Source organism: Lacihabitans sp. CS3-21 (assembly GCF_024343675.1).
In the GTDB taxonomy this organism is placed as follows: domain Bacteria; phylum Bacteroidota; class Bacteroidia; order Cytophagales; family Spirosomataceae; genus Leadbetterella.
The window spans coordinates 80,654-105,881 of record NZ_RJUD01000007.1; the positions used below are offsets into that span (position 1 = coordinate 80,654).

At 36.3% G+C, this 25,228-nt stretch carries 19 protein-coding genes; 7 read left to right on the top strand and 12 right to left on the bottom strand.

Going from position 1 to position 25,228, the window contains the following annotated elements; genetic code table 11:
* Nucleotides 1–52: 52 nt before the first annotated feature.
* Entirely contained in the window at nucleotides 53–967 is a 915-nt protein-coding gene (locus tag EGI24_RS06535) for an AraC family transcriptional regulator (RefSeq protein WP_255047555.1), read from the bottom strand.
* A 229-nt stretch (nucleotides 968–1,196) separates the two neighbouring features.
* Between EGI24_RS06535 and EGI24_RS06540 the strand changes: the two genes are divergently transcribed.
* Together EGI24_RS06540 and EGI24_RS06545 are read left to right on the top strand one after the other, a co-directional pair.
* On the top strand, nucleotides 1,197–2,714 hold the full coding sequence (locus EGI24_RS06540; protein WP_255047556.1) for an aldehyde dehydrogenase family protein: 1,518 nt from the start codon (nucleotides 1,197–1,199) through the stop codon (nucleotides 2,712–2,714).
* 80 nt (nucleotides 2,715–2,794) lie between these two features.
* Entirely contained in the window at nucleotides 2,795–3,175 is a 381-nt protein-coding gene (locus tag EGI24_RS06545; RefSeq protein WP_255047557.1) for a DUF779 domain-containing protein, read from the top strand.
* A 41-nt stretch (nucleotides 3,176–3,216) separates the two neighbouring features.
* Here EGI24_RS06545 and EGI24_RS06550 read toward each other — a convergent pair whose 3' ends face one another.
* The 7 genes from EGI24_RS06550 to EGI24_RS06580 all read right to left on the bottom strand — a co-directional run bounded on the left by EGI24_RS06550 (nucleotide 3,217) and on the right by EGI24_RS06580 (nucleotide 12,571).
* Nucleotides 3,217–3,675: a DUF1456 family protein gene (locus EGI24_RS06550; RefSeq protein ID WP_255047558.1), complete on the bottom strand. Its 459-nt coding sequence runs from the start codon at nucleotides 3,673–3,675 to the stop codon at nucleotides 3,217–3,219.
* A gap of 84 nt (nucleotides 3,676–3,759) precedes the next feature.
* Entirely contained in the window at nucleotides 3,760–4,515 is a 756-nt protein-coding gene (locus EGI24_RS06555) for a DUF2490 domain-containing protein (RefSeq protein WP_255047559.1), read from the bottom strand.
* A gap of 72 nt (nucleotides 4,516–4,587) precedes the next feature.
* The gene (locus EGI24_RS06560) at nucleotides 4,588–6,177 is read right to left on the bottom strand and encodes a SulP family inorganic anion transporter (RefSeq protein WP_255047560.1); all 1,590 of its coding nucleotides are present in this window, start codon (nucleotides 6,175–6,177) and stop codon (nucleotides 4,588–4,590) included.
* Nucleotides 6,178–6,217: 40 nt separating this feature from the next.
* Nucleotides 6,218–8,086: a proton-conducting transporter membrane subunit gene (locus EGI24_RS06565; RefSeq protein WP_255047561.1), complete on the bottom strand. Its 1,869-nt coding sequence runs from the start codon at nucleotides 8,084–8,086 to the stop codon at nucleotides 6,218–6,220.
* 1 nt (nucleotide 8,087) lies between these two features.
* Nucleotides 8,088–10,592: a YbcC family protein gene (locus EGI24_RS06570; protein WP_255047562.1), complete on the bottom strand. Its 2,505-nt coding sequence runs from the start codon at nucleotides 10,590–10,592 to the stop codon at nucleotides 8,088–8,090.
* Nucleotides 10,593–10,687: 95 nt separating this feature from the next.
* On the bottom strand, nucleotides 10,688–11,077 hold the full coding sequence (locus EGI24_RS06575; RefSeq protein WP_255047563.1) for a hypothetical protein: 390 nt from the start codon (nucleotides 11,075–11,077) through the stop codon (nucleotides 10,688–10,690).
* Nucleotides 11,078–11,239: 162 nt separating this feature from the next.
* Nucleotides 11,240–12,571, bottom strand: coding sequence for a neutral/alkaline non-lysosomal ceramidase N-terminal domain-containing protein (locus tag EGI24_RS06580; protein WP_255047564.1), 1,332 nt, complete (start codon nucleotides 12,569–12,571; stop codon nucleotides 11,240–11,242).
* 141 nt (nucleotides 12,572–12,712) lie between these two features.
* Between EGI24_RS06580 and EGI24_RS06585 the strand changes: the two genes are divergently transcribed.
* Nucleotides 12,713–13,144 (top strand): MarR family transcriptional regulator, encoded by a 432-nt coding sequence (locus EGI24_RS06585; RefSeq protein WP_255047565.1) that lies wholly within the window; start codon nucleotides 12,713–12,715, stop codon nucleotides 13,142–13,144.
* Here EGI24_RS06585 and EGI24_RS06590 read toward each other — a convergent pair.
* The 3 genes from EGI24_RS06590 to EGI24_RS06600 are packed head-to-tail and all read right to left on the bottom strand — an operon-like array spanning nucleotide 13,122 to nucleotide 14,486.
* Nucleotides 13,122–13,673, bottom strand: coding sequence for a hypothetical protein (locus tag EGI24_RS06590; RefSeq protein WP_255047566.1), 552 nt, complete (start codon nucleotides 13,671–13,673; stop codon nucleotides 13,122–13,124). The two genes, EGI24_RS06585 and EGI24_RS06590, sit on opposite strands and share 23 nt — an antisense overlap.
* The gene (locus EGI24_RS06595; RefSeq protein ID WP_255047567.1) at nucleotides 13,642–14,154 is read right to left on the bottom strand and encodes a low molecular weight protein-tyrosine-phosphatase; all 513 of its coding nucleotides are present in this window, start codon (nucleotides 14,152–14,154) and stop codon (nucleotides 13,642–13,644) included. The genes EGI24_RS06590 and EGI24_RS06595 overlap by 32 nt, the downstream gene beginning before the upstream one ends.
* A gap of 8 nt (nucleotides 14,155–14,162) precedes the next feature.
* A complete protein-coding gene (locus EGI24_RS06600) occupies nucleotides 14,163–14,486 on the bottom strand; it encodes a septum formation initiator family protein (protein WP_255047569.1) in 324 nt (107 codons plus the stop codon).
* 93 nt (nucleotides 14,487–14,579) lie between these two features.
* Here EGI24_RS06600 and EGI24_RS06605 point away from each other — a divergent pair, with 93 nt between their 5' ends.
* On the top strand, nucleotides 14,580–14,747 hold the full coding sequence (locus EGI24_RS06605; protein WP_255047570.1) for a hypothetical protein: 168 nt from the start codon (nucleotides 14,580–14,582) through the stop codon (nucleotides 14,745–14,747).
* On the opposite strand, the gene eno is transcribed toward EGI24_RS06605, so the two are convergent.
* Nucleotides 14,744–16,021, bottom strand: a complete 1,278-nt coding sequence (eno, locus tag EGI24_RS06610) for a phosphopyruvate hydratase (RefSeq protein WP_255047571.1) — start codon at nucleotides 16,019–16,021, stop codon at nucleotides 14,744–14,746. The two genes, EGI24_RS06605 and eno, sit on opposite strands and share 4 nt — an antisense overlap.
* 208 nt (nucleotides 16,022–16,229) lie before the next feature.
* Between eno and EGI24_RS06615 the strand changes: the two genes are divergently transcribed.
* From EGI24_RS06615 to sprA, 3 genes are all read left to right on the top strand, one after another.
* Nucleotides 16,230–16,928, top strand: coding sequence for a thioredoxin domain-containing protein (locus tag EGI24_RS06615; RefSeq protein WP_255047572.1), 699 nt, complete (start codon nucleotides 16,230–16,232; stop codon nucleotides 16,926–16,928).
* 125 nt (nucleotides 16,929–17,053) lie between these two features.
* The gene (ruvA, locus tag EGI24_RS06620; RefSeq protein ID WP_255047573.1) at nucleotides 17,054–17,647 is read left to right on the top strand and encodes a Holliday junction branch migration protein RuvA; all 594 of its coding nucleotides are present in this window, start codon (nucleotides 17,054–17,056) and stop codon (nucleotides 17,645–17,647) included.
* 91 nt (nucleotides 17,648–17,738) lie between these two features.
* The gene (gene sprA / locus EGI24_RS06625; RefSeq protein ID WP_255047574.1) at nucleotides 17,739–25,175 is read left to right on the top strand and encodes a cell surface protein SprA; all 7,437 of its coding nucleotides are present in this window, start codon (nucleotides 17,739–17,741) and stop codon (nucleotides 25,173–25,175) included.
* Nucleotides 25,176–25,228: the final 53 nt, after the last annotated feature.

Genomic DNA, 25,228 nt, shown 5'->3' on the forward strand with positions numbered 1-25,228 from the left:
TTTTCAAAAAATACGCCAAGAACTGCTAAAAAACAAATGTAGAATAGAATCCTTAACCAAAAATATTAGATTTCTCCTTAAATTCAGTCGGAGAAAGATTCTTCTTTTTCTTGAAAATACGACAAAAATAGGAGAAGCTATTAAAACCCGAAGCCAAATAGGCCTCTTTAACACTCATTCGAGGATTTCGAAGTAAACTTTCAGCCACTTTCAGTCGCTCCTCTATAATAAAATCATTAGGCGAAGAGCCCAACTCGTGCTTGAAAGTACGGTAAAAATTAGATTCACTCATATAAGCCTTTTCGCTCAAAAGCTCAATGGATAAATCTTCTGTAAGGTTTTCTCTAATAAATTTGATTACATAAGAAATCCTGTCATTGTTGGCATCGGTCAATGATTTCTTCAAATACATCGACTTGGTTTCTGTCTGTAGAATTCTGATAACCAATTCTTGAATTAATAAGTCTGAAAATATATCCTTAGAAGGGTGATTTTCTGTGAAAATAAAAATCAAACGTTGAAGAATCTGATTAATAGCTATGTCGTTGGTAAAGTGATAGTTATAATCCATCACAGACCATTCCAAGCCGTTTTGTTTGGTACCTCGGTTATTCAACAAGTCCACTGCCTCTTGAAGTTTTTCTTCTGAAAGTGCCAATGCTAAACATTGTGTTGGGTTGCTTACTGAAGCCTCAGGAAAATCGATGACCATTTTTTCATTCGAAGGTAAGATTACAGATTCTCCAGGCAAGAAACCGAAGGCAGGCGAACCATCTAAATGCATTACTTTTTTGCCCTTAATCATACTGGCCAATACTGGCTGAGGAAATCGCAAATAAACCTGTGATGCTTGCAAATGTGTCTCAAAAATATTCAGTTCAGCATTCTTTAAAGTGTGCACAGTTCTATTCTCGACGTGATTTTCGAGTTTGCGGTTTTCATAATGTGCTGAACTAAGGTTTAACATCTTCAATATTTTTACTAAAAATAGATAATATTATTTTTCTGGCAAAAAATAGAACTATCCAAATAGCACTTTGCTATCAAATTTGATAGAAAAATACAACGCTTGACAGAAATGTTCAATCAGAAAGCAGAAAAATGAAAATGGTGTGTAGAATAATGCTACTTAATATAAAAATATAAAGATTCTTTTGTACCATATCTATTTTTCACTTAAATAAAGAATCAAAACTATGTCAACCGAAAACAGTAATCTCGTTGCTAAACCAAGTTTAAAACCGCATTATGACAATTATATCAACGGTAAGTGGACACCACCATCTACTGGTCAATATTTCGAAGTAGTATCGCCTATTGACGGAAAAGTGATGTCAAAAGCAGCTCATTCTGCCAAACTGGATATTGAAATGGCCGTCAATGCAGCCCATGAAGCATTCAAAACATGGAGCAAAACCTCATCCACCGAAAGAAGCATCATTTTGAACAAAATAGCCGATAGAATGGAGGCAAATCTTACCCATTTGGCTGCAGTGGAAACCATGGACAATGGCAAGGCGGTTAGAGAAACTTTGGCGGCTGATTTACCTTTGGCTATCGACCATTTCAGATATTTTGCAGGAGTTATTCGTGCCGAAGAAGGCAGTATATCGGAGTTGGATGCTGATACAGTTTCTATAATCGTTCATGAGCCTATAGGTGTAATTGCACAGATAATTCCTTGGAATTTCCCGATATTAATGGCAGTTTGGAAATTGGCACCAGCATTAGCAGCAGGAAACTGTGTGGTACTGAAGCCCGCTGAAAGCACACCCATTTCAATCATGGTTTTGATGGAATTGATTGGAGATTTGCTGCCGGATGGTGTCATAAATATAGTAAATGGCTTCGGTGCAGAATTGGGCAGAACTTTGGTGACTAATCCAAAAGTTTCAAAAGCCGCATTTACCGGTTCAACTGCTACAGGTAGAATGGTGATGCAATATGCCACAGAAAACATTATTCCAGTAACTTTAGAATTGGGTGGAAAATCTCCTAATATTTTCTTCCCTTCGGTTATGGAGGCTGACGATGCTTTTTTAGACAAAGCGATTGAGGGAGCTGTACTTTTTGCTCTTAACCAAGGTGAAGTTTGTACTTGCCCGTCGAGACTTTTGATTCATGAATCTATTTATGATAAATTCATAGAAAGAGTAATTGGCCGTGTGAAAGCTATAAAAGTTGGCAATCCCCTAGATTCGACAGTAATGATGGGAGCACAAGCATCTCAAATTCAGAAAGATAAGATACTCTCTTATATTAATCTTGGCAAAGAAGAAGGAGCAGAACTACTTTGCGGTGGTGATGTAAACCATTTGGGAGGTGATTTGGAAGGTGGATATTACATTCAACCGACACTTTTCAAAGGCCACAACAAAATGAGAATTTTCCAGGAAGAAATATTTGGACCGGTGTTGGCTGTTACCACTTTCAAGACTACCGAAGAAGCTTTAGAAATAGCCAATGACACGCTTTATGGATTGGGTGCTGGTGTTTGGACACGTGATGCACATGAACTTTACACAGTACCGAGAGCCATTCAAGCTGGCCGCGTTTGGGTAAATCAATATCATGCATATCCTGCTGGAGCTCCCTTTGGTGGCTATAAACAATCAGGCATTGGCCGAGAAAACCACAAAATGATGTTAGGGCATTATCGCCAATCAAAAAATATGTTGATTTCTTACAACAAAAACAAACTTGGTTTCTTTTGATATTTAGTTGAAATCGATGATTCACAGCCGCAAATTCCCAAAGTTCTTTTGTGGAATTTGCGGTTTTCTAAATTTAAAATATGGAAAAAATAAAGCGATTAGAGGCAAGCGAAAAAGCACTAGAACTCATAGAAATATTAGAAGGCAAATTCGGAGATTTGATGTTTTATCAAGCTGGAGGATGCTGTGAGGGCACACAACCTCAGTGTTTCGAAAAAGGTGGATTCTATTTGAGAATGGGCGATGTGTGTATTGGAACTATAAAAGGTTTTGAATTTTGGGTGGATAGAGACTTGTTTGAATATTGGAAATTCTCTCATTTCACTTTGGACGTTTCAGATGGATTTGGACCTGGAGGTTTTTCCTTAGAAACACCTTATGGAAAAACATTTAAAGTGATCTACAGACTATTTACAGAAGAAGAAACGGCCAATTTAGAAGACTTTAGATTGAATGAGTAAGGAGTTAAACTTATTATTCTATTGAAAATTCATTGAAAATTTTATTTTCTAAATTTTGCTTGTAGACCATCCAAAAAATTGCGTAAAAACTGGTCCTTACATTCTCGAAATTGTGGCTGAGAAGGGTTCCTAAAAATGGCACTTATTTCATGCTTACTCACCCTCATTCCCACCAAATCATATATAGCCAAAAGATCGTCGTCTTTAAAATTCAGTGCGATTTTCAGCTTTCTGAAGATGATATTATTATTCAATTGCTTTTCAGGCTCAGGAATTCCGCCCTCTTTTTCTCCTCTAAAATTGACTATGAATCCATTTAGAAACGAAGCAAATATCCTATCATTCAAAGGCTTGTGACTTTCATCTTCTTCTTTCTTTAGCCAGTCGCTAATTTCGGCTCTTGAAGCAACTAAACCACCTTTTGAAAATATTTCTATCATTTTGTCGTCACCAAAATTAAAAGTATATCTAAGCCTCCTAAGAATATCGTTGTTTTTCATTTCTTTTTCATTCTAAAATACAAAATTACAACAAAAATAAGCTTGGAAGTACCTAAATACACTTTTCAATTTTAAACGAATCTGTTAATTCTTAGTAAAATCTAGATTAGTAAGGTATGAAACCCTTAATGTTGGGTTAGTTTCTTCTATGGTATCCGTTAAATTCCAAATTCTTTGTTTAATATAACTCAACTGTATTTGACTTTTCTTGGAAATAACATAACCAAGGCCGAGGATCAACCTATTCTGATTAAATAGGGTTGCTCCAGCGTTTTTTCCGATGTTTATAAATGCTTCATCTCCTAGAAAACCATTAATAACAGTACTCTTTTCGTGTTTTAAAACAGGAAAAGTCACCATTGGCATATATCGAAGGCGATTTCTGTATGCATAATCGCCAATAATGTATTCACTGCTATTAGGTTTTAATGTCGCTAAACCTACCCATCGATTTTCATCTCGGAATCTATTTGTTAATCTAAATGCACCTATTTGATGGGTAAAATTGGTTTGAACCCATAGGTGATTTTCGGGAATTGGTCGCTTATTTAAAGCTGGGTTTCCATATACAAAAGTATTGTAATGGGTGTAACCGATACTAGCCAATAAAGTCTTATTAACCTGATAGTCAACAGATGGACGCACAAAATACTGCTGTTTTTCTTTAAAACCATTGGCATAACGCATGGTGGCTTCAAGTGTTAAATAGGTTTTCTTAGAAACTTTATTCTTACCCACATAATGAAGCCAAATGTTGTTATTTTGACTTTTAATTTGTGCATAAATTAAAGGATGAATCAAAAATAAAATTAATATGCTTATGGCGATTATCTTTTTCATGATCTTGATTTTTGGAATAGATTTTCACACCTATTTTAGAAAAAATAGGTGTGAAATAAAAATGAATATTAATTATTTCTTGCGTCTTGCAGCAAAAGCATGACTAGAAGCGGGCTGATGTTCCTCATGCCCAACTATCGATACGATACCTCCATGCTCTGTATATTCGCGTTCGAAATTGTGTAAGCTCTCCATTACAGAGTGGTCTACCAACTTGGTATTTTTCAAATCAATTACAACTTTGAAACCCGGAGGAATGGCCTCTAACTTACTTTTTATTCCTAAAAAATTTGAGAATACTGCAGCTTTGTCAATCTCAACCAGATATTCATTGTCTGTAAAAGATACCACCACTGGTGCTTTAAAAAGAGCTAAAATCGGAGCTCCGTGATAAGCATGAATGATAAGTTTCAAAATCATACCTGCTGCTATACCTACCAAAAGATCTTCAAACAAGGTAAAAAATATGGTGACCAAGAAAATAGCAAGCTGTTCTTTCCCAATTTTGAAAGTATGAATAAATTCTCTTGGATGAGCAAGTTTTATTCCTACGGTGATCAACATGGCTGCCAAAGCTGTGTTTGGAATTAATTCAATAAGGTGAGAGGCAAGCAAAACAAAAGCAAGAATAAAAAACCCATGGAAAAAGTTAGCCCACCTCGTTTTTGCTCCATTACTTACATTTGACGAACTCCTGGCAACTTCAGAGATCATAGGCAAGCCTCCCAATATCGCAGAAAGTGTATTGCCGATTCCTATGGCTATCAAATCTTTATTGGTGTTAGACTTGCGTTTAAAAGGATCAAGCATATCTATGGCCTTAACGGTCAACAATGATTCTAAAGAGCCAACCAATGCAAACATGATCACATATTTGATAAAAATGCCTGTGTGGGCCAATCCGCCAAAATCAACGTTTATTTTTATATTTTCCAAAAGATTTCCAATATGCACCAAAGCATAAGCTGGTTCTGTAGTTTGGAAATCCAACATCAATTCTGCCGGAATGGCAAATAATAAAACCATCAATGGAGCTGGAATTTTCTTTATCGGACTGTCTAAAAGTGGCCAAATCATCATAATACTAAAGCTGACCAAACCAACCAATGTTGCTTTTGGGTCCATGTGCATAATAAAATTCGGAATCGAGGCCAAAAGTTCTAAAGGTGATTTACCTTTTAAAAGTGCCGGATTAATGTCCAATAAAATAGGAATTTGTTTGGCTATGATAATAATACCAATAGCAGCTAACATCCCATGAATGGCAGACAAAGGAAAAAAATCGGCAAGTTTTCCAAGCTTGAAAACACCAAATAAAATCTGAATTATACCTGAAACAACCATTGCACCCAATGCCAAATGCCAGCCTGTTTCCCCTCCGCCAAACTCATTAACAGCTCCCGCTACTATTACTATTAATCCCGCTGCTGGGCCTTTAATCGTTAATCTTGAACCCATAAAAAAGCTAACTACCAATCCACCAATAATGGCGGAAACTAAACCCATAATAGGCGGGAACTCAGAGGCTTTGGCAATTCCTAGACTTAAGGGCAAAGCCAATAAAAACACTATAAAACCCGAAATAGCATCGGTGGAGAAATTTTCCTTTAATCCGGCTAAGCCTTCTAAAGGAAGTTTTAATTTTTTATTTTCAGTATTCATTTTAATATTTTTTTTATTCCAAAAAAGAATTAGAGATTAATTATGACGAACGATAGGCCACCTCATGGTAGGTTTTTGTATGCGGCCCAAAAAATACCCTGGCGAAAATCCTGATAATAGCCAAACCATCTATAATCAAGCTCAATGCCGTAAGAAAAGCTAACACTAGTTGATCCTCATGAATGTGAGAAAAAATGAGATCTTCACCGATGAAAGATGGCGTAATTGGAAATCCACTGACGCCTAAACAAGCCAAAAAGAAAGCGAAGGCAATTTTGGGATGCTCATAAACATGGCCATGAAATCTGTCCAAATCGATATTGCCTTCTATTCGTTTAATTCTCCTGAGTGTAAAATACCCAAATAAGCCCATGACTAAAATACCACTTAAATAAAGTAGGACATGACTCAAGCTAAAGTGCTCATTGAAGAAAATTGACAAAGCCACCAAAGCATGATTAAACAAGATTAAAACCCAAGACATCCTAGCTCTATAACGTTCAGTGAAAGCTTTAAGCACCATCAAGAGCCCGATTAATGAAAAAACAATGGGTAATAGATGGATGAAAAAAGCTGAAAAATTAGCTTGATAAATCCAAAGTAATATTCCTCCAAAATATAGTGGAACAAATATCATAATGAGTTGATTCAGACTCAAAAAGCGAATTTTTTTACCCATAATTTTCATTGGATTCCAAAGAAAACCGTACATCATATTATCCAAATTAAATTCTTTCAAACAAAGAATATAAAGAGAATTGGCTATTTTGGTTGGATATTTATACTCGATTGATTTGTCATCAGGCGAGTATCTGTAAAATTGCTCCCTAATTAAATAAGTAACCACAGATGGCGAAACTAACAACTGGTAAGTACGCAAAAATGCATTTCCCGCAAAATGAAATAAAGCCAAATTTTGAAAACCTAAAGCCACCTCAATAAAAATTACACCGATTTGTGCAATGGAGCCATAGGCAATTTGGCTTTTAATCGACGATTGCACCCTTCCTATTCCGGTTGCTACCAAAGCCGTCACTAAACCCAGAATGGCAATAAATATCCTGACTGAAGTTTGTTGCTCAATAAAATGAAAAGTTCTAAGCAACAAAAAAACACCAATGTGTACCGAAAGTGACCCATAAAAAATAGCACTCGAGGGCGTTGGACCCTCCATAGCCCTCGGCAACCAACTTGAAAAGGGCAATTGGGCTGATTTAACTGCTGCCGCCAAAACCAACATCATAGCTATAAAAACACCTATGGATGAGTGGCTTAGCAAATGTTCATGAACCAACTCATAATTATTCAGCTTTTGAAAAGTTATGTTTTCATGCCACAAATGATGGCTCATCCACATGGCCAAAATAATTCCAATATCTCCAATTCGGTACACTGAAAAAACCTTAACCGCATTTTTAACTGGTAAATACCTGTTACGATAAAATGCAATTAACAGAAACGAACATATACCCAAAATTTCCCAACCGATGAACAAGGTTTCCAAGTTCCCTGATAAGACAGTTAAGCTATACCCCGTATAAAAAAACAAAACGGTATTAAAAAACCTTTTATAGCCAGGCTCTCTATGCAAATAATACCTACTGAAACGGGTGACCAACGAAACCAAAATGCCCCCTACGAGTAAATATATCGCCGAGATTTTGTCAAAATAAAAGGAAAGAAAAAAACTATATCCATTTGTTTGATAAAGACTAAATGAGTCAAAACCGACCGAAACTCTGCCTTTTAGTAGCCAAAGGATCGTAAAACAACTTGACAGAATTAATTGAAGGCCGATTATCGTTACCGCTAACCATGACAAAAAACTCTCTTTGTTTTCTGGAATTAAAAGACTTAATAAGAATCCGACAAATGGAATCAAAATAAAAATCTGCAGTGCTATTTCCATATCAAATCCTATATTTAAATATTCTTAAATTATCCATACTGCCCTCAAAAGCTTGATCTAGATTATTGACACTATCCATAATTGCATTCGGAGGGTTGTAAGAAACCATTTGACCATCCTCAAAAACCGATATCTCCGAGGTAAGAGGATCTATTGTGGCCAGCATTACCCATCCGTTTTTTATCCATTCATAGGTCGCTTTATTGCGTTGAATAACATCTAGAACAACAGAAGCATTTTGCTCAATCACCATCAATAGTCGAATTGGATCGTGGACTTCAATCATTTGATTGGGCAATCCAGGACGTAAATCACCATCTATGCCGTTAGCTACCCCAAAGAGTCCCATCACATTATGAGGCAGCTTAGTGCCAGCACCTAATTTTTGATTATCCACTCTGGAGAAATAATACTCCAAGTTTATACCCCCGCAAACTGGCACTGCGGCATTTAATATCCCTAATAATCGCTTTCCATCAGGGTCAATGCTTGCATCATAAGAATTTAGGAACGACCTCCTGTCCAAAAACAATCCTTTAGTTAACGTTCGTTTACCAACAATACAAAGTGCATTGGTAGCATGATTGAGTTCTGGTCTAGGTTCAAAAAGCGAAACAGACCTTTCCAAAATTCTATTATGAATATCGTCAGAAGAACTTTTTGTATTGATAGACTCAAATCTTCTAGAACGCTCTTTTGAGTTGTTTTTAGAGGCGTCAGAGAACTTTAATAAATTTCTCTTATGCAAAGCCTTTTGAGACTCAGAAAGACTTTCTTCATCATAAAACATAATTTCATCCCTGGTAGTATCTCTCAGTCCTCCTATAAATCTAGTGCCTTCAGGAATAAAGATACCTCTATTTGAAAGTGCTTGTCTAACCGCAGATTTATTGGCCATATAAGAAAAAACCCTTGAATTGACCGACCCTGCCCTACCCGAGCATGCTCCGCAGTCGTAAGCGGCATAATGGGGATTATTTATACTGCTGGCTCCATGTCCAACAACATAAACCAGAGGGGCAAAATTCTTAACCAAACCAATGCTCTTTAGGACATTCTCGACTCTGTCCACCATTTCTTCTACTTTAAATCCAACTTGAAGGTCAGTTTCAAATTCAAAATTATGGTCGATAGACAAGGTAGAATTGCTATCCATGTGTTTAAAAGAATGGCTTACCATAGGCCCCATGGATGGTTTAAAGATATTGAGAAACAGTTTAAACGCAGACCAAAATCCCAAGGTTTGAGCTATCAACCAGCCACTTATGAAATTATGACTATGTTTTGAGAAGTGAGCATCCTTTTCCATTTTTCTACCCAAACCATCCTCTTTTATCAAGAATTTAGGGGTGACGGGTGCTGGGCAAACTTTTGTATAAAATTTTCCTTCAATGGGCTTGAAAAAAAACTCGACTCCAAAAAAACCAGGTGTGCCGAATGTTTCACAATTGGGATCCTCGAGTTCTAAATATCGACGATAAGAACATTCTCTGTCATCAATGCAAAACATGGCCTGAAAACTCTTTTCAATGCCACTTTCGCTATTTTTGAATTTTGTGTTTTCTCTAAGTCCATTTAAAACTTCGTCGTAGTATGTCCATTCAAACGCTTTTTGCCAAATAGCTATGGTTTCAAAATACTCAGATAAAGGAACTTCGCTGAAGAGAGGACTGGGTTTATGAATAATATTCTTTCCTAAAGGTTTCCAATTCGCCCCCATTTTATCTTCTATGGCATCCATTTCCAATAAACACTCTAATTTTATTAGCTCTAAAAGCGTAATTCTACGCGTCTCCAGTAGCGTTTCGGGAAGATTTTCTATTACGGAAACCATACCTGACCAACCTTGATGAGAAAACTGTTGGTCAAAAACATATTGTTCAAACAGACTTTCATCTCCCACTAACTTCTCTAATAATTCACTCAAGGTATAATCACCATCCAGAAAAATTTCCTTGATTTTTGAGGTTTTAAAAATGGAAGAAACTCCATTTTTTTCAAGCTCAACAAGAGAAGCTAAAAAACCCAGCTTGTCAATCGGAAACCTCCAAATGGCGATTCCTTGGTCTAAATAACTACAAAGAAGTCTGAACAAAATGGGCTGAATAACCGAATCCAGATCTATTTGATATATTTCCTTCCAATAGTTTCTAACGGAACCAATCCGCTCATTGGCGTTATTGTCAAAATACTTATTTTTAAGGGTATCTAACCAATAACCAAGATTTTCATCTCCTTTTTCATTTTCAATCACTTTGATCAATGCAGATTCAGAAATTTTCCCTTCTTCATAAAGCAATCTAAACTCCTTTATGGAAAGTGAGGTTTTATAACCAAAAATTGTCCTAGCAGTCCTAAGGGCATCTTCAAATTTAAGATGCTGAAATCCATGTAAAGTATTGTGATGCACAAAATCTTTGAGCGGAGCTTGTGCTGGTAGATAGTGTGCCAGTTGATGCAACAAATGTTGCTCATCAAATCTAGCAATATCAGTTTTTGATAGCATATTTCAGAATTTTAGCAAGCAAAATGCGTTATTGCTTGTAAGGTTAACACTTAAGTTTTTGATTTTTTAAAATCAATTAAATAATGTTAAATATCTCATATCCTGAGATTTCTGAAAAATATAAAGCGTGAAAGTTTTGTAAAAAAAAGAAATGTAGCATGAGCCTCTGAATTCGAGTCACACTTAAATACTTGCTTAAAATAATTTGAAAACGTAGAATTGAAGCAATTGAATTCCTCATGACAATCAGAATCTTCATCAGAAGATTCCTCCGAAACATCTTCAATTTCTGAAGAAAAAAGGCAAATGTTAAGTGCGGCCTTTTTTGAATCAAATTCGTTATAACCATCTCTAGAGTGGGCATTTTCAGTAGAAAATAAACTTCTAGCATAGCTGTCACCAGTGCTTATTCCAAGCAAAAGGATAATTACTAGTATCAATATTTTCTTAAATCTTTCCAGAATGGCATTATGATTATTACGCACAAATCAAACAATAATATTTCAGATAAAACATTTGAATTAATAAAAATTAAAAAAAATATACTTTTAAGCTTTATCCAAAACGGAATAGTATAATTTTTTAAAAAATTAAGCCAATTTCGTAGTTTTAAAATTTTAAAATCAAAGTAAAAAAAGAATTTGTGGTTATTTATTCACTTTGTTGATAATGTCCTTTACAATCTTAGAAAAGTAGGCACCGTTTTGATAGCCATACCATGACATGGTAGTAGTTTCGTAAAGGTCTCTGTCATAAAGCCTGTCTGAAGTAATATATCCTACATAGCTACCATTAAAGCTGGTAATGATCAGATCAATACCTTTTGATTTTGCATAAGCATCTAACTCAATCATCAATTCACCTGAAAAGTCACAAGGCATCCCTAAAATAAGTGTATTCCCCAGTTTTGAAATTTTAATAAATGTGGGATAATCCCCGAACAAATACTTAAAAGCCCATGATTTCAAAGCGTAATTCTTCGTTATTCTTGCTGATGGTTTATTCATCGGAACTTCTAGATATTCACTTAATAAAGTATTACTAATTTCTTTGTTTTCCGAAAAAGAAAGATGTTTTAATACACCTATTGCCTGATTATTCACTTCATCAAAATCATCTTTTCCTTTTTCAATAGGACCCATACTGCCCACTGCACCGGCCATAAAAATGCCAAAAGTCTTATTTTCTTTCTCCAAAGAATCCATTACCACTCCTGGATAATCTCTAGAAATAGCCATAGTTTTCGAATTCAAAACCGTGGAATGAGCACCATAAGTTATCAAATTGGCTGTCGAACCATCATTTCGCCTGAAAATAACCGATCTGATTTCTGAATCGACCCATCCATCTGAAATACCCAACCTGTTTCTAATATCCTCTTTATCAACACTTTCAGCATAAGACAATTTTGCAAGCATGAGGTCGCTCTTGGAATTAAGAATGGCTTTTTGGAATTTCTCTGCCAAATTTTCTTCAACTTTTGGGTCATAAGTTCCCGCAAATAACCTTCCTGTGAGACTATTTCCCCAGCCACCAAAACTATTGTGCGTATGTGTGGCAGAAAGGTGAACATCATTTAAGTTGATGGCATTAGATTTTAATAATTCTTGAAGTTTTTCAGTGACATTTGGTGGTATTATCAGCATATCAGCAGATAAAAAATAAACGATCCTATCCCCATTCTTCACAGCCAATACTCTCACAAATACTGAATCATGAACTACCTCAAATGCCTTACCTTTCCGCGACCCATAACCAGCCATGGGGCCTGGTACTGATGGTGTAATGTTTACTTTCGACCAACCTACTGACATCTCACCTTGGCTTTCAGAAAATTCAAATGCAGCCAAACGTGTTTGCCATTCTTTGTAATGTTCAGTTTTTTCGAAAGGAATTCTATCAATTTTTTCTATGGAAATAGCACAAATAACAATTATAAAAATTAGAAAATAGACAAAAAACTGGAGCGTTTTCTTCATGGTTTTGGGGTGAAATATACTGTCTTTCAGACAAAAAAATTGAATATCTATTCAAAGTTACATCGATTTTGGATCAAAAAATAGTTGCCTTAACAATATTTGGGTAAATTTTACTATATTCGCACAAACCCAGATGAACCAATGACCCATTCTGACAAAAGAGCCTATTTTTTCAAAATAGATTCCACCATAAAACGCATAAGATCATTTATGCAAAAAAACCTCACAGACGCACAAATAGACCTTACTGTTGACCAATGGGTGGTATTGGACCACATTATGCCTAATGCTGGTATTAGTCAAAACGAGCTTGGTGCTCTCACTTGCAAAGATGCCCCAACCATCACCAGAATACTTGACATCTTAGTAAAAAAGGAATTAATCGTTAGGAAAATGTCAGCTTCGGACCGTAGAAAGTTCATTTTGGAACTTACTCCATCGGGAAAGGATTTACATAAAAAAGCATTCGCAATCATTGCCAATGGTAGAAAAAAATCTTGGGAAAACCTGAGCGATAAAGACTATGAAGATCTTGTGCGGATTATGGACACTATTTACGCAAACGTTGATTGATTTTTTTCAAAACCGCCTTTCCTCTTGAGTTTATCCCGGGCGAAGTACTCCCTTGTAGAAAAATATTTTCATTAATTTGCAATGCCAGCTCCTTCAAAAGCTCTGGAAATGATTCGGCTATTCGATAACAAACTGCCATAGAAAAAGCTTTGGAAGCTATAGAAGAGGAATTATTCTGAAGAAAACCAAAACAAATATCGAACACCTTACTTTGCAAATCTTCAGGAATATATATTTCTTGAAGCAAGGCTGTTCCGTCTCTTAATATCCCCTCCTCATCTGGGTATTTCTCCATTAGGTATAAAATCTTTTGACAAAGATTCGGAACAATGGAAAACTCCATTCGTTTTAAACTTCGAATTGACCATAAAATATTAGCGGCTTCTTTTGAGTTTCCAGTAACTAACTTTTTGAAGATAATGGAAGCAAATGCTTCATCTGCAAGTATTTCTTTAGCAAATTCAACAGATTCAAGTTTAGAAATCCTACGATTTAAACTATGGAGAAGCTTCTGTTGATTGGATGTCATGTTTTTCGATTAAATGCTCAATAAGGGCCTCATTACTACGCCAAAGCGTTTGAAAAACGTCTTCAAAAACCTCTTCTCCCTCATAATAAGGATCTTTGACATCATGAACTCCCCGAACAGTTGGGTCAAAATCTCGAATTAAAAACAATTTTTCAGCAGAAGGTGGGGATTTCTTTGTGTCATAATAAAATTTGTGTACGTCTTCAAAATTTTGCTCATCCATCACCACAATATGGTCAAAATCATCCAGATCTTTGGCACTCAACTTTCGACCTAAATGCGTAATTTCTATATGGTGTTTTGCTGCATTCTTTATAGTTCTTTGGTCGGCCTTTTTGCCAACATGCCAACCCATAATTCCTGCAGAATCTGCCCATAAAGTTTCTGACACTCCCTTTTTTCTAGCAATCTCATTGAAAGTAGCCTCTCCTATTGGGCTCCTACAGATATTCCCTAAACATACAAAAAGTACTTTTCTCATGTGGATTTTTATTCTTTTTCTGATAAAGGCTTATCATTTTCATCAACCAATACAAACACCGTTTCTCCTTCCTTTTTCATTAAATACTTCTCTCTGGCGTATTTTTCTAAAGAAGTATAGCTGCCCAAAACTTCCTTTTCCTCTTGTTTAATATTCTCTAATTCTTGTTTAAAAAAATCTCTTTGTGCCTGTAAATATCTTAATTCTAAAGCCATATCAAATTGTTTAATAAGATTAGATCTGTCAAAAAAGATAAGCCAAACTGCTAATATCAAAGTAGAAATGATATAAAACCGGTGTTTAACAAAAAAAGTAGAGGATAGTTTTTTCATTTTTAAGAAAGCATAAATTTTAAAATCATTCAAATATAAAAAAGTCCTAACAAACAAAAAAGCGTTGGAGAGAAAATCTCCAACGCCTTAATATTGATTTACCAAATAATCACTGAGGACATTAGGTCACTGAGCGAAACTACTCGGTCACTGAGCGAAACTCCTCGATCACTGTGCGGAACTACTCGGTCACTGAGCGAAACTCCTCGGTCACTGAGCGAAACTCCTCGGTCACTGAGCGAAGTCGAAGTGCCGACTTAGAATTTTAAACCAGGGAAATAAGCCAAGTCACCTAATTCTTCCTCTATTCTCAACAATTGATTGTATTTCGCCATTCTGTCAGAACGAGAAGCCGATCCAGTTTTGATTTGACCACAATTTAATGCAACCGCCAAGTCAGCAATGGTAGAATCTTCCGTTTCACCTGAGCGGTGCGACATAATACTCTTGTACTTATTTCTATGAGCCAAGTTTACTGCATCAATAGTTTCTGTCAAAGAGCCGATTTGGTTTACTTTCACTAAAATAGCGTTTGCAATGTCTTGATCAATACCTTCTTGCAGTCTCTTCACGTTGGTTACGAACAAATCGTCACCTACCAACTGGATTTTCTTTCCAGCCAAGCGAGTCAATTCAGCCCAACCAGCCCAGTCATCTTCAGCCATACCGTCTTCAATAGATTTGATTGGATATTTATCAGCCCACTCGTTCCAGTAAGCGGCCATTTCCATAGAATTCAATGATTTACCACTTGATTTCTTGAATGTATAAAGACCTGTTTTTGCATCATAAAACTCAGAAGCAGCTGCATCCATAGCGATGAATACGTCTTCACCTGGTTTGAAACCTGCTTTTTCGATTGATGTCAAAACGATTTCGATAGCTTCTTCGTTAGATCCAATGTTCGGAGCAAATCCACCTTCGTCACCCACATTGGTAGAATATCCTTTTGATTTCAATACTTTCTTGAGATTATGGAAAATCTCAGTACCCATTCTCAATGAATCAGAGAATGTAGCCGCACCAGCTGGCATTACCATAAACTCTTGAAAATCAATTGAATTATCTGCATGTGAACCACCATTCAAGATGTTCATCATAGGAACAGGCAATGTGTTTGCATTAACACCACCTAAATATCTGTATAATGGCAATCCAGCTTCTTGACAAGCCGCTTTGGCTACTGCCAAGGAAACCCCCAAAATAGCGTTGGCACCTAAATTACCTTTATTGGCAGTTCCGTCTAATTCTATCATTGCTTTGTCGATGTAATTTTGTTCGAAAACATTTACACCTAAAAGCTCGGCTGCAATTTCTTCATTAACATTTTTTACAGCTTTCAAAACACCTTTACCTACATATACTTTGTCGTCGTCATCTCGAAGCTCAACGGCCTCGTGAACACCTGTAGAAGCACCTGATGGTACCGCCGCACGACCCAAATAACCATTTTCTGTTAATACATCTACTTCTACAGTAGGATTGCCTCTTGAATCCAAGATTTGTCTGGCATGAATTTTAACGATTTGACTCATTTTCTTAAAATTAAATGTAAAATTTTGGCTTTTTCATAAGGTAAAGCAAGCATTACAAAATGAAATAACTTGAAAAAACAGTGCAAATTAAAGGATTATTTGGCGTATTGCCATAACTTAAAAATCAAATTTTGCAATAAATTTATATTCCAAATTTATATTAGTACAATATTTGCATACGTTTCTTTAGAAAAACCATTCTAATTAAATGCAAAAGACGACGATATTTTTTTTATTGATTTCATTCTGCTCTTTTTCACAAAGTAACCACCTCTCTTTGGCACCAAATGAATTCGATAAGGCCATAAAGTTAGCAAATCCACTTCATTTGATAGACCTTCGTACGAAAGGAGAATTCGAGGCTGGACATATTAAAAAAGCCATACATATTGACTACCTAAGAGCTGATTTTGAAGATTATATAAAAAGTGTTTACAGTAAAAAAACGCCACTTATTTTATATTGCCAATCAGGTAAAAATAGTGTTGATGCTGCTTCATATCTCGCCGAATTGGGATATGAAAACATTACCATCCTAAAAGGTGGATTTGAGAAATGGATATCTAATTCAAAGCCTTATACTTCAAGCAAAAAAACTTTCGAACCTTTGGGTTTTATTTCCAATGACAATTACTACACGCTAATCAGAAATAACAAATGGGTTTTGGTTGATTTTTATGCAGATTGGTGTGGTCCTTGCAAAAAAATGGCCCCTATTCTATTTAAAATAGACCAAGAAAATAAAGAATTAAATCTACTTAAAATAGATGCCGACAAAAACACCAGTATGACCGAAAATCTAGAAGTTTCTGAAATTCCAACCATGATTCTCTACAAAAATGGCAAGCAAGTTTGGCGTCACACAGGTTTAATTTCAGAGGCAGAGATAAAATCTAAGATTTATTGAAAGTTGTATAGATGTATAGTGCTTGATTCAATGTAAAGTGCCAAATGGGAGTTTTTGGAGTCAATATTGTCGAATTTGGTAATTTTTAGGTATTTTTGGGTTTGAATGGCCCCTAAATTTTAAATATGATTGCATTTCTTAAAGGCAGACTCGTTGAAAAAGAACCCACACACGTAATAATTGATGTCTCTGGAGTTGGTTATTGGGTAAAAATATCACTTCAAACGTATTCTGCACTTCAAAACTCAGCAGAAAATTGCCTTTTGCATACTGTCCAGATAATAAGAGAAGACGCTCACCAGCTCTTTGGTTTTTTTACAAAAACTGAAAGAGAATTATTCGAAAACCTCATCAGTGTTTCGGGCATCGGGCCAAGTATAGCCTTGGTGTTCTTGTCGAGTATGGACTCCATGGAAATAAAGCAGGCCATTATATCCGAAGACGTAAAAACGATTCAAAACATCAAGGGAATCGGTGCCAAAACCGCTCAAAGGGCTGTTATTGAATTGAAGGATAAACTCAAAAAAGACATCATGGCTGAGGGAATAAATCCTAGTATGTTTACATCCGCCAACCACACTTTACGCTCCGAAGCTCTTTCGGCTTTGGTAACTTTGGGTATTGCGAAAGCAGCCGCTGAAAAAAGTATTGACAATCTCCTGAAACGAACTGGAGGCGATATTTCCCTTGAAGAATTGATAAAACTGTCTTTAAGATAGCATAACCTTCAATAAAAAATCTTCGTTTTTAGAATAATGGCAAGATTTTAGACGTTTAAAGCTATAAATCTCTGAATTGCATTTACTTTTTATGCACCTAAAAATACCTTATAAACTCGTATTCCTAACGCTTTTATGCTTCGCATTTTCTGCGAATGCCCAGTTAACTGTTAATGATTCGCTCACAAGCAAGAAAACCAACAACTATTTAAATTCTTGGAAAGACACTTACCTTAACAGATTCAACTATAAGCTATCGCCCTTACTTACAATTGCTCCCGATAGTCTCAAAACCAAAGTTTTGTACAATTCAGACAAGAACAACTTTAGTATAGATGAAAAACTCGGCAACTCCGTAAATGTTAAAATTCCAGAATCACTGACTTTTAATGAGTATTCAAGCATTCAGAATGCCATGCTTAGGCAAAGCATCATCAGAGACATTGAAAGGGCTCAAGATGGAAACACCTCGACTTCTGGAAAGCGGATAAATCCGCTTTTGGAGAAAAACCCCATTATGGATAGGATTTTCGGCGACAAAGTGCCTGAATTTAAACCCAATGGCTATGTAAGTGTGGATTTGAGAGCTGGAACCCAGTTTACTAACAATCCAATGACTCCATTGGCTTTAAGAAAACAACCCATTTTTGATTGGGATCAACAAATTGCGATAAATTTCAACAATCTTTTTGGGGGAGGTCAAAATAACAACCCCAATGCCGAGGATTTTGAGAATGCAAACACCCAAAACCCAAATAGTAGTCCTCGTCTTCAGGATCTAACCAATATTCTAAGAAAAGCTGGTCAGACCAAAGAGAAAATGAATATTCTTGGAAACTTTGACACCAAGTCTTCATTTGGAATGGAGAATAAATTTAAGCTGAATTTCAAAAACGAACCCGAAGACATTTTACAAAAAGTAGAATTGGGAAATATCTCCATGCCCAATAGGAGCCAGTTGATACCCGGAGTGCAAAACCTCATGGGCGTAAAGCTCGGTATGAAATTCGGAAAACTGGATGTCACTACTGTTTTCGCTCAACAAAACTCCAGAACAGAATCCATAATTATTAACGGAGGAAGTCAAAGCAGAGGATTTGAATTAAGATGCGATAGCTATGAGGAAAATAAGCACTTTTTCCTATCACATTTTTTTAGAGATCAGTACGAAAAATCTTTGAAAAACCTGCCGATGGTCACTTCAGGGGTAAGAATAACAAGAATTGAAGTTTACGTGACCAATAGAACCAACAATGTAAGTTCGATGCGAAATCTTGTAGGATTGAGTGATTTGGCAGAGAAAAATCCATACCGCAAAGACATTGTAATTCCAAATAATAGCATTCTTGCTGCCGACAATAAGTCCAACAACTTGTTTACTGGCTTGGTAAATAATGAATCTTTCAGAAGAATAGATAACAGTGGAAATATTCTTTCAGGAATGGGCCTTAAAAATGGTGAGGATTTTGAATTATTAAGAGGTGCAAAAAAACTTACCGAAAGAGAGTTTGAAATCCAACCTGAACTGGGCTACATTTCACTGCTATCTCCATTAAGAAACGATGAAATTCTTTCGGTGGCCTATGAGTATACCTACCAAGGGCGTGCCTACAAAGTGGGTGAATTAACAGAAGACTATGTGAGCAGAAAAGAAGACGAAGTCATTATTCTGAAAATGTTAAAGTCGTCTACCATCAGAAACCGCCTGAACAACCCGATGTGGAATTTGATGATGAAAAACGTATATTCTTTGTCTCAAGGTCAAATCAAAAAGGAAGGTTTCCAACTAAGAATTGTTTACAAAGACGATCAAACGGGCATGGACACGCCTAACCTTAAAGAAGGTAACAACTTTGCCAATGTGCCTTTGATAGAGGCTTTGAAATTAGACAAACTCAATTTTAACAATGACCCAAAAAAAGATGGCAACTTTGACTACGTAGAAAATGTCACCATCAATGAAAAATATGGAAGGATAATTTTTCCAGTATTAGAGCCTTTTGGAAGTCATATCAGTAAGCTTTTCGAGGGTGAACCAGATCTACAGAAAAAATACGTTTTTGAGGAACTTTACAAAAAAACCTTGATGGATGCCCAGCAAGTAAGCCTTAAAAATAAGTTTTTCATCTCGGGCAGTGTACAATCAGGCGGATCAGAAATTTCTCTTCCCTTGGGAGCATCTGGTGCTTCAGTTAGAGTTTATGCTGGAGGCAATGAACTAAAACAAGGCGTAGATTATACTGTGGATACCCAACAGGGTACTATCATGATTACCAATCAAAGTATTCTAAGCTCAGGTAGACAAATTAGAATTGATTACGAAAAACCTGATATTTTTCAGGCCCAAATACGCCGTTTGTTCGGTATGCGGTTTGACTATACGGTCAGCAGATATTTGAGAATCGGAGGTACAGTACTTTCGTTGAAAGAAAATACACCAGGATTTATTACCAGAACAGCCATAGGAAATGAACCAGTAAACAATACCATGTGGGGATTGGACATGAACCTCAAAAGAGATTTCATGGGATTAACTAAAATGCTAGATGCCTTACCTGGAATTCAAACCAAAGAACCCTCAACGGTTATTTTGAATGCTGAATTTGCCCAATTGCGACCTGGAGTAAACAATAAGAAAGTAAAAGGCAACTCCATGATTGATGATTTTGAGTTTGCCAGAAACATAAATGACCTAAGCAGACAGCCCACCAAATGGAGGTTGGCATCAACACCAGAGGCTATCCTAAAGACCAATCCTGATTTTCCAAAAAATCAATACGCTTACAACTACAACAGAGCGAAAATTTCAGCTTACACGGTAGATATGTCCGCCTACATTTCTCAAGGTTTTGGATCTAATAGTATCATCCCGGAAGAATTGAAAAATGAAGCCAACAGTAATATTTATACCAAAGGTTTTCAAATTCAAGACATTTTCCCTGGAAGAAGTCGCCAAGTTTTTGCCCAGCAATTACCTTCTGCTATTTTTGACATTTCTTACTTCCCTTCTGAGCCAGGAATGTACAATTATAATCCAAATCTGAATCCTCAAGGAAAACTCTCTGACCCAAAGAAAAACTTTGGTGCAGTGATGAGAGGAATAACTTTCGATGCTGACTTTGACAATTCTAATATTGAATATCTGGAGTTTTGGTTATTGGATCCTTATGCAGACGTAGTTAGAGCCAGTCGAAATGAAGCCGTGAGAAATACCACTGGAGGAAAGCTTCTTATTCAGTTGGGAGATATTTCAGAAGATGTCATTCCAGACAGCCGATTCAATTTCGAAAATGGCATAAAAGAATCCGCCACTGGTTTGTCAAATCCAGTAAATACGGATTGGGGATTGGCACCAAGAACACAGTTTATAACCGATGCATTTGACAACTCCGAAAGCATAAGATTAAAACAAGATGTTGGACTTGATGGACTATCTAATACTGAAGAACGTGAATACAAAAACACTAACAGCATAAACAACAAGGAAGGTATAAAAGGTTTTTTAACAACACTTGAAGGTAAAAACATCGACCCACAAGCTTTAGAAAATATAAAAAGAGACCCTTCCAAAGATGACTTTAATTATTTCCTTGACCCCATTTGGGATGAAACCAATGCAACATTCCTTGAGCGTTTTAAGAATTATTTAGGAATGGAAAATAATGCACCGCCTATAAGCACCAACACCACCAATCTGAATAGTTCTTCTAATATCAATCAAGCATCAACCAATTTAGCAGATAAGGAAGACATCAATCAAGACAATACCATCAATCAGGTTGAAGATTATTTTGAATATGAAATAGATTTAAAACCTTCTATAGGAAATACCCCCAACTCAGGTGTTCTATCTAAAAACAATTACATTGTAGATCAAGTAACCACCAATGGAGCGACATGGTATTTACACAGAATTCCTATCAGAAAACCAACCAGAAGTTTCCCAGCAGGAAAAGAAGGCTTCAAATCTATCAGATTTGTAAGAATGGTGACTACAGAATGGGAACAACCAGTTGTACTTAGATTTGCTTCTTTGCAGTTGGTTTCAAATCAATATAGGGTATACGCCAACAGCTTGACAGACAAAAGTGCTTTTGAAGTACCACAGGATAGTTCAAGTACGGCTGTATTCAAAACATCATCCGTTAACGTCGAAGAAAATGGATGTCCGCTTGATGGGGATTGTAACATAAAACCCGGCACAACTCCTTATGTAGTACCTCCAGGATTTATCAGAGACAGGGATTTTACCACCCAAATACTTACTCAAATGAACGAGCAATCGTTGAGTATGTCGGTAGAAGACCTGAAGGGTGGAGAGGCCAGAGCGGTATTTAAAAACACCAAATTAGACCTCAACATGTACAAGCGTATCAAAATGTTTGTGCATACCCAAAACAAGGATAACCAAGATGGAATAGCGAGTGTATTTGTAAGAATTGGAACAGATTTGAAAAGCAATTATTATGAAATTGAAATTCCAAATTTAAAGACCACTGTAAACGGCTCCCAAGATGTATTTTCTATTTGGCCGAAAGAAAACGAGCTGGATATTCCACTGGACATCCTTAGAAATTTAAAGCTTGAAAGAAATAGAAATATGGCTTCAATGAATCAAAAATATGGCGGAGATAAATTAATTGACGTTTTAGGAACAGTTTCTGGAGCAAATGGAGATAACAATATTGAAGAAAGTATTATCAGAAAATACAAAATAAGCGTTGTTGGAAATCCTGATTTTAGCAACGTATTGACCATGATGATAGGTGTCAAAAACAATGATACCATCAACAAATTCATAGGAAGAGAATTCACAGTTTGGTGTGATGAACTTAGAGCCTTTGGTTTTGACCAGGAAAATGGCGAGGCAGGAATTTTCTCAGCGGATATTAAATTGGCAGATGTAGGAACATTAATGCTAAACGGAAACTTTAAGAATTATGGTTTTGGAGGTGTACAAGATAGAATTTCCACACGTTCACGTGAAGTCTCTAAAGGATTTGGCATTGCTTCTAACATTGCCATTGACAAGTTTTTCCCGATGAAATGGGGATTGAGTATTCCATTTTTTGCCAATTATGACCATCAAATAGTTACGCCAACTTTCAATCCGCTTGATCCAGACATAAGATTAGAAGATGCTTTGCTTAACAGAAGTATTTTTCAAGAAAACTTAAGTAGAGAAATAGTAGAGGAAGACGCCGTTACGAAAGGTTTTAACTTCACCAATGTAAGAAAAACCAAGACAAAAACTGATAGGAAAGATCACTTTTATGATGTAGAAAACTTCACGGTTTCGTATGCTCAAAATCGGATAGAACGACGTAGCATTTTATTGGATCAAAACTTGCAGACACAAACGAGAGCCGCTTTAAGTTACCAATATTCGCCCAAAGGTTTTACTTGGGAGCCTTTCAAAAAAGCGAAAAATTTTGATAAACCAATTCTTAAAAACTTAAAAGAGTTTAACCTCTCTCCTATTCCAAACTTGATAGCCTTCAGAGGCGATTATGACAAGAGTTACTTCTTAACACAATACAGAAACGCCAAACTTGAGACTTCGGATATATCGCCAAACATTATAAAATATTTCTTGGGAAATAGATATTATGATGCTCAGTGGAATCTGACCAAATCCATAGTCTTCTCATACAACGCCCAAATGACTTCCATTCAAGACGATGTGGATTCAATAGGAACCGAAGAAATCAAATTTTTCCAAGGCCTTAAAACTTTGGGTAGAGCGAAAAATTACAACCAAAAAATGCAAGCCACTTATCGCTTGCCGTTGGACAAATTCTTCCTTTTAGACTGGATGAAAGCAGATTCAAGGTTTAACAATAACTTTGGCTACACCTCTGGTTCGTTTAAAATTGAAGATGAAAACGGTGATGCGTTTGGAAATATGCTAGAAAATGGCAGAGAGATTGCTATAAACGGACAGGTAGATTTAGTAAAGCTTTACAACAAAATAAGATTTCTAAAAGCAGCCAATACGCCTGCACCACCAAAACAAAGATTTACTCGTGCACCTGGCGACGACGAAGAAATAAAACTTCAAACCACCAGCGTAACTAAAAGCGTTACACGGCTTTTGATGACTTTGAGAGGAATAAATTTTGACTTTGCACTTTTTGAAACCACCTTATTACCTGGGTTTTTGCCTTCACCGAAATTGTTTGGATTGGACAATAATAATGAATTTGCACCAGGAATAGAATTTGTAATGGGCAGTCAGAATCGCAATATTCACAAAATAGCTGCTCAAAAAGATTGGCTCTCGAAGAGTATTGTTCAAAACAACCCATTCACCCAAACCCGAGGAGTTAAATTCAATTTCGGAACTAGACTAGAACCATTCAAAGGTTTGACCATGCAAATTAAAGGCAACCTGACACGTGGTGATAGTTACCAAGAAATGTATCGCCCTGAAACCGTTGGCGGAGGATTTAATACCTTGAACCCTGTAAGAAATGGCAATTTTAGTATGTCATTTTGGTCTTTCAAAACGGGTTTTCAAAAAATGAGCAACGATTCGGCAAGTTTGTACCAGTACAAAATATTTGACGACATGGTAGCTAACCGCCAAAAAGTAGTAGATAGGCTAAACAGTATAAATACGAACCCCGAAGGTGAGTTAATAGGCAAGTACGATTTAAACTCTCAAGACGTCCTCATTCCTGCTTTTTTCTCCGCCTATTCTGGTCAATCTTTAGATAAGATTTTCGCCAAATCTATCAAAAAAGGTGGCAAAACTTTTAATCCATTTTTGTCATTTCCAATGCCCAACTGGAGGCTGGACTATCAAGGTTTAGAAAAGCTGCCAGGTTTCAAAAAAGTATTCAACTCTATTACGTTAAGTCACCAATATTCATCAACTTATAGCGTGGGTAATTTTACCTCTTCGCTTGAATATGGATCTCAACTGCTAAACTTGGCTATTAGAGATTATCCTTTGGGTGATAAAACTATTGAGAATTACACAAATATTCCAATGATGAACAATAGTACACCCTTATTTGCCCCCGCATTTATCATGAGTACTATTACCATGGAAGAGAAGTTCTCTCCTGTAATTGGTGTACAATTTACTACCAAAAAGAACTTTACAGGATCATTTAACTGGAATAAAGAGCGAAGAGCTGCTTTGAACCTATCTAACGCTCAGGTGGCAGAATACAACAGCCGAGATTTCGTATTTGGAATTGGTTTTAAACGTAACAACGTGAAGCTTCCATTTAGAGGAAGAGATGGAAATTTAATCGTTTTGAAAAATGATTTAAATTTCAGAATGGATTTAACCAGTAGAGATTTGAAAGTTCTTCAAAGAAGATTAGACGGCGATGTGGTTCCAATTCAAGGTAACTACAATTTACAAATCAGGCCACAACTACAATACCAAATCAACAAAAAGATAAACATGGGCATGTATTGGGAAAGGTTGGTTAATACGCCTTTTACATCTTTATCTTATGAAAGAACTTCTTCCATTTTCGGCATGAATGCAAGGTTTAACTTGAGCGATTAATTTTCAGCTACTTCTACAATTTTCATATAAAGCAAAAGAAGCTCCTCTAGCAA